We start from the raw sequence: 7263 nt of genomic DNA, 5'->3' as shown, positions 1-7263 counted from the left end.
GTCGCCAACGGCGCGGTCATCACCGGAGCGACGCCGACCATCACCGGCACGGCGACCGTCGGGCAGAAGCTGACCGCGGTCCCCGGGACCTGGACGCCCTCGCCCGTCACGCTCGCCTACCAGTGGCAGCGCAACGGCACCGCGATCAGCGGCGCCACCGCGAGCACCTACACGCTCGTCGCGGCCGACGCGGGCGCGGCGATCACCGTCGCCGTCACCGGCACGAAGTCCGGCTACACCGCGGTCACGAAGACCAGCGCTGCGGTCACCGCGAAGGCAGCGCTGCAGACGCTGATGCCGACGCCGACGATCACCGGCACGACGAAGGTCGGCTCGACCCTCACCGCCAACTCCGGGACCTGGGACGCGGGCACGACGCTGACCTACCAGTGGAAGAAGAACGGGGGCACCTACATCTCCGGCGCCACGTCGAAGACCTACGTGCTCAAGGCCTCCGACGCCGGCGCCACGATCACCGTCTCCGTCACCTCCACGAAGACCGGCTACTCCCCCGCCACCAAGACCAGCGCCACCACCACGCTCGTCACCGGCGGCGTCCTCACCGGCGCCACCCCGACGATCACCGGGACCGCGAAGGTCGGCCAGACCCTCACCGCGAAGCCCGGCACCTGGACGCCGGCCCCCGTCACGCTGACCTATCAGTGGTACCGCGGGACGACGGCGATCTCGGGCGCGACCTCGAGCACCTACAAGCTCGTCACCGCCGATAAGGCCAAGTCGATCACGGTCAAGGTCACCGGCTCCAAGACCGGGTACACCGCGCTCACCAAGGCCAGCGCCGCGGTCAAGCCCTCCTAGATGCGTCCGGCACCCGCCGGCGCATCCCCGACGCGCTCGATCGAGGGACCGCGCGCGAACACCCTTTCCGACCCTGACCCAGGAGTCCTCCCGTGAGCACGAACCGTGGCGTCCTCGCCGCACTCGCAACCTTGGCCCTCGCGGCCGGAGCTCTCGCTCCCGTCGCGACCGCAGCAACCGTTCAGACACAGCGATACATCGTTCAGACCAGCACTGCGGGGGCGGCCCGCGTCGCCGTCGCCGATGCCGGCGTCGCCTCCTCCGCTGTCTCGGCGCGCTACACCCGCGTGCTCACCGGCTTCGCCGCCGAGCTCACCGCCGCGCAGGTGGCGGAGCTCGACGGCGACCCGACGGTGGTATCGATCACCCCGGACGCGCCGACCGAGGCGTCGACGGTCCAGACGGACCCGCCCTATGGGCTGGACCGGATCGACCAGCGCGAGACGTCGGGAGACGCTCTCTACAACTACGACACGACGGGAGCCGGAGTCACCGTCTTCCTCGTGGATTCGGGAATGCGCTTCTCGCACACCGAGTTCTCGGGTCGTGCGACCAGCGGGTGGGACTTCGTGGACGGCGACGCGGATGCCTCCGACTGCGCCGGGCACGGCACCCACGTCGCAGGCACCATCGGCGGTGAGACCTATGGCGTCGCGAAGGACGTCGCCTTCGTCTCCTTGCGGGTCTGGGGGTGCAACAACCGGGGGTGGATGAGCGACATGGTCGCCGCCATGGATTGGGCTGTTGCGAACAAACCCGCCGGACCTTCGGTGCTGAACATGAGCGGTTCGGGAGGCGCCGACGCGGCGATGAACGCAGCGGTCGAGAACACCGTCGCCGCAGGAATCGCTGTCGTCGTTGCAGGATCGAACAACAATTCGGACGCCTGTGCCTATAGCCCAGCCGGAGCGGCCTCCGCCCTCACCGTGGGCGCAGTGGACCCCGTCGATCAACGGGCCTCCTTCTCGAACTACGGAAGCTGCATCGACCTCTTCGCCCCCGGCGTGAACACGATCTCGTCGACGATCGACTCCGACTACTCCAGCGGAGCGATGAGCGGCACATCCATGGCCACGCCGCACGTCGCCGGCATCGTCGCCCGCTATCAGGAGGCGAACCCGACCGCGACGGTCGCTCAGATCACCTCCGCCGTTCTCGGAGCGGCGACTCCCGATGTCGTGATCGACCCGGTCGGCTCGCCCAACCTCCTCGCCTACGCAGCGCCGCCGGTCCCCGTCGTCGACAAGCCGCTCTCCGGGCAGACGCCCACGATCTCCGGAGCCGCTCAGGTCGGCAAGCCGCTGACGGCGACCGCGGGCACCTGGTCGCCGCAGCCCGTGGCCCTCTCCTACCAGTGGAAGCGCGACGGCTCGGTTCTGCAGGGAGCGACCGGCGCGAGCTACACCCCCGTCGCGGCGGACGCGGGAACCACGTTGACAGTCACCGTGACCGGCACGAAGACGGGGTACACGACGCTCTCGAAGTCCAGCGCGGGAGTGGTCGTGACTCCGGGTCTGCAGACGCTCATGCCGACGCCGACGATCTCCGGCGGCACCACCGTCGGGTCGACGCTCACCGCGAATCCGGGCACCTGGGACTCCGGCGTCACGCTGAGCTACCAGTGGAAGAAGAACGGCGGCACCTACATCTCCGGCGCCACCGCGAAGACCTACGTGCTCAGGGCCAGTGACGCGGGAGCGACGCTGACGGTCTCTGTGACCAGCACGAAGCCGGGCTTCTCGCCCGCCACCAAGACCAGCGCGACGACGGCCGCCGTCACCAACGGCACCGTCCTCACGGGGCCGACGCCGACGATCACCGGTACCCCGACCGTCGGGCAGAAGCTCACCGCAGTCCCCGGCACCTGGGCTCCCGCCCCTGTCGCGCTGGCGTACCAGTGGAAGCGCGGAGGCGTCGCGATCAGCGGAGCCACCGCCTCCAGCTACACGCTCGTCGCCGCCGATGCGGACACCGCGATCACGGTGAGTGTCACCGGAACCAAGACCGGGTACGCCGCGCTCACGAAGACCAGCGCCGCGACCACGGTGAAGGCCGCGCTGCAGACCGCGATGCCCGTCCCGACCATCACCGGCACCAAGACGGTCGGCGCCACTCTCACCGCGAACCCCGGCACCTGGGACGCCGGCACGACGCTGACCTACCAGTGGAAGAAGAACGGCGGCACCTACATCTCCGGCGCCACCGCGAAGACGTACGTGCTCAAGGCCTCGGACGCAGGAGCGACGCTCACCGTCTCGGTGACGTCGACGAAGCCGGGCTTCTCCCCCGCGACCAAGACAAGCGCCACCACCAGCGCGATCGCCAAGGGCACGCTCACCGGAGCGACCCCGACGATCACGGGAACCGCCAAGGTCGGGCAGATCCTCACCGCGAAGCCCGGCACCTGGGCACCGGCCCCGGTCACCCTGACCTACCAGTGGTACCGCGGCACGACCGCCATCTCCGGAGCCACGTCAGCGACCTACAAGCTCGCCACCGCGGACAAGGCCGGCTCGATCACGGTCAAGGTCACCGGCACCAAGACCGGTTACACGACGCTCACCAAGACCAGCACGGCCGTCAAGCCGAGCTGACCCGGCGAACCCCACTTCCAAGGAGCCCCAGCGTGTCGCACCTCCCCCGCGCCCTTGCCGTCCTGGCGTCACTCGCCCTCGCGCTCGGCGCCGCAGTCGTCCCGGCGGTCCCGGCGGCCGCTCAGGACCTCGCCGACCCGGGCTCCCGCGCCGCCGTCGAACACGATGCACCACCGCCGCAGCGATCGGTCCCGACCCCCTCCGCGGCGCGGGCCGTCGCCGCGCCTCCCGCGAATGACGCCCTCGCTGCGGCGACGGTGATCGCCTCGGTCCCGTTCAGCACGACGACGGCCCCGTACTACGGAGCGACTCTCGAACCCGACGAGCCCGTCGTCTGCCGGACGACCGACGGCGACCACACGGACTACGAGACCGCCGCGACGGGATCGGTCTGGTTCTCCTACACCGCGACCGCCCGGCAGACCCTCACCATCGGGGGTGACGTCGGCGGGAAGTACACCCTCGTCAATGCGTATCCCGCAGCCCCGATGTCGGAGCTCTCCCGGGTGAGCTGCGCGGAAACCGAGTTCCGCGACGTCAATCACCTCCAGGTCGAGGCCGGAAGGACGTACTACTTCCAGGTCGGACTCGGCTTCGGCGACTACTCCGGCGAGTACTCACCGGCCACCCCGGAGGACCGCGTGCGGCTGACCATCACTCCCAGCGCTCCGGTCGCCGGTACGACGACGGCTTCAGCCGTGCCGGTCACGTCGCTCCCGGCGGCGATCGCCGGCTCGAACACCCGTGTCGACTTCAACTGGTACTACCCGTACGACGCCTGCAGCGATGCCGAAGCGCTGCGCGGGACCGTCTGGTACCGCTTCCGGGCCGCAGTGGACCAGACCGTCCAGGTCGATCTCCGCGAGAGCTACGTCGGTGCAGCTTTCGCGGTCTACGAATCCGATGGAACGAATCCCTCCTTCGAGGTCACCTGCGTCTCGAGCGGATCGGTCGACGGGCCCACCTCGGAGCCACTGGCGACCTTCACAGCACGACGCGGAGTGACCTATTTCATCCAGGTGGCGAGTGCGACCTCGCAGAAGGGCGACTGGGTCCTCCGACTGAGCGACCCGACCGCTCTCACGGCAGGCACCCCGACATTCAGCGGGAACCTCGTCGTCGGACAGGGAGTGACCGCGAATCCGGGGGCGTGGGGTCCTCAGCCGCTGACTCTCGCCTACCAGTGGAACCGCAATGGAACTCCGATCGCGGGGGCGACCAGTGCCTACTACGTGCCGAAGGCGGAGGACGCGGGGAAAGCACTGACGGTGACCGTGACCGGATCGAAGGCCGGCTACACGTCGACATCGCGGACGAGCGCGGCATCGACTGTTGCAAGCGGTGCACTCATCCAGACGCCCACGCCGACGGTCTCGGGAACCGCGACCGCCGGCTCGACACTCACCGCCGCCCCGGGCACCTGGGACAGCGGTGTGGTCCTGAGCTATCAGTGGAAGAGGAACGGCACCACGGCGATCACCGGCGCCACCGCGAAGACCTACGTGATCCAGTCGGCGGACGCCGGGGCCGGCCTCTCCGTTTCGGTCACGGGGACGAAGCCCGGGTACACGGTGGTCACGAAGACCAGCGCCGCGGTCTCCGTGAAGGCGGCATTGCAGACACTCATGCCGACGCCCACCATCACCGGCACGAAGACCGTCGGGGCGACGCTCACGGCGAATGCCGGGACCTGGGACGCGGGCACGACGCTGACGTACCAGTGGAAGAAGAACGGCGGCACCTACATCTCCGGCGCCACCGCGAAGACCTACGTGCTCAAGGCCTCGGACGCCGGCGCGACGATCACCGTCTCCGTCACCTCTACGAAGCCCGGCTACTCGCCCGCCACGAAGACGAGCGCGACGACCGCCGCGGTCGCCAAGGGCACGCTCGCAGGACCCGTTCCCACGATCACCGGAACGGCGAAGGTCGGGCAGACACTCACCGCGAAGCCCGGCACGTGGGCGCCCGCCCCGGTCGCCCTGACCTATCAGTGGTACCGCGGCAGCACTGCGATCTCCGGAGCCACCACCGCGACCTACAAGCTCGCCACCGCCGATAAGGCCGGCTCGATCACCGTCAAGGTCACCGGCACCAAGACCGGTTACACGACGCTCACCAAGACCAGCACGGCCGTCAAGCCGAGCTGACCCCGACCGATGGTCGCTCGAGTCGCGCGACCCCTCGGCCGAGTAGTTCTCCCGGCTGAGTAATTCTCTCTACACCGCCCCGAACGGGTGGTACCTGCTGCCTGTGAATCTCATCACACTGAGGAGCCTTCTCGACGAACGTGGTTCTGCCGCGCTCGGGTCCCGCAGGCGCAGCACTGCCACCCGATCGCCGCTCGCCCTGGAGTCGTCATGCCCGAACCCCGTCCCGCCCGCGCGCGGGTCCTCGCCCTCGCCACCGCCCTCGCGGTCGGCTTCGGGCTGCTCGTCGCTCCGGCGGCTGTGGCGGCGGAAGCCGCACCGTCGGCTGCGCCGGTCTCGAAGACCTCCGGCCAGTGGCACACGGACGAGTCGGCTGCTCGCCAGGCCGCTCCGCAGGCAGTGGAGCCCCGGGCTCTGGTCGCTGCGACCCCGCCCGTGAACGACCTGCGCGAGAACGCGACCGTCGTTTCGAGCCTGCCGTACGCGATCTACGACGCGCCTTACGCAGGAGCGACCCTGTCCGACGGTGAGCCTTCAGCGTGCCGGACGACTGACCCTGACTACACCGAGTACTTCGAGGGGGGCAACGGATCCATCTGGTTCGCTTACACGTCCACGAAGAGGCAGACACTGACGTTCAGCGGAACCTCGCCCGGAAGCACTGCGGTCATCAACGCATACGCTGACGGTCCGATCACCGATGCCACGCGGATCAGCTGCGTTCAGGACGAGTACCGCGAACAGAACTTCGTCCAGGCGGAAGCCGGACGGACCTACTACTTCCAGGTCAGCTCCGACTACTCGACCTCCGCGACGACCGGCTTCGCGCAGTTCTTCCTTTCCGCGAGTGCAGCCATCCCGAACACGACCTACTCGTCGGCGTCCGTGATCGCGAGCATCCCTGCCACCATCCAGGGGTCGACCTTGAAGATCGACAGCAACTGGTACGAGCCCTACGCGGGTTGCGACTACAACCCCTTCATGGGTTCCGTCTGGTACAAGTTCCGCGCATCCGCCACCGGAAGCGTCGCAGCGGACCTCGGCGACAGCTTCTCTCCCGTGAATCTCGGGGTCTACGAGTCCGACGGCGTCACTCCTGGCGCCATGCTCGCCTGCCCGTATCAGTACACCGAGACGGGCAGCACGGGCGAGTCCGACTACTCCTTCGACCGGGCCAACACGAGCTTCGCCGTGCAGGCGGGGAAGACCTACTTCCTCCAGGTGTCCAACTTCGACTTCTACGAGGGCGACTTCGTGCTGACGCTCGCGAACGTCGGCACCCTCACTTCCGCGACGCCGACCATCAGCGGGTCCGGAGCCGTCGGCGACACGCTGACCGCCGTGCCCGGCACGTGGGGTCCGCAGCCGGTGACCCTGGCTTACCAGTGGCTGAACAACGGCTCTCCGATCGACGGAGCGACCGGACCGCAGTACCTCGTCACCGACTCCGACTACTACCGCGGCTCGATCACCGTGCAGGTCACCGGTACCAAGGCCGGCTACGCGACGGCCTCGCGCACCAGCGCCGCCGTCACTGTCACCGCGGGGTCGCTGACCAACTCCGTGCCGACCGTGACCGGGTCCGCTGCGATCGGCGGGACGCTCACCGCGAACCCCGGCAACTGGGGCCCCGAGCCCGTCAACCTGGCGTACCAGTGGAAACGCAACGGCACCGCGATCGCGGGCGCGACGGGGAGCAG

2 protein-coding genes and 2 pseudogenes are annotated in these 7263 nt (G+C 69.0%); all 4 read left to right on the top strand.

From position 1 onward, the window contains the following. A pseudogene (locus MT350_RS19840) lies at window positions 1–819 on the top strand (carboxypeptidase regulatory-like domain-containing protein); the annotation flags it as partial. A 92-nt stretch (window positions 820–911) separates the two neighbouring features. Continuing rightward, window positions 912–3413, top strand: coding sequence for a S8 family serine peptidase (locus MT350_RS19835; protein WP_243616546.1), 2502 nt, complete (start codon window positions 912–914; stop codon window positions 3411–3413). Between the two features lie 32 nt (window positions 3414–3445). Then, the gene (locus tag MT350_RS19830) at window positions 3446–5563 is read left to right on the top strand and encodes a hypothetical protein (RefSeq protein ID WP_243616545.1); all 2118 of its coding nucleotides are present in this window, start codon (window positions 3446–3448) and stop codon (window positions 5561–5563) included. Between the two features lie 210 nt (window positions 5564–5773). Beyond that, window positions 5774–7263 (top strand): annotated as a pseudogene (locus MT350_RS19825) (hypothetical protein); the annotation flags it as partial.

The organism is Rathayibacter sp. VKM Ac-2928 (assembly GCF_022815545.1).
GTDB lineage: Bacteria > Actinomycetota > Actinomycetes > Actinomycetales > Microbacteriaceae > Rathayibacter > Rathayibacter festucae.
The sequence above is the reverse complement of the archived record's forward strand: the minus strand, read 5'-3'. Positions and strand labels throughout refer to the sequence as shown.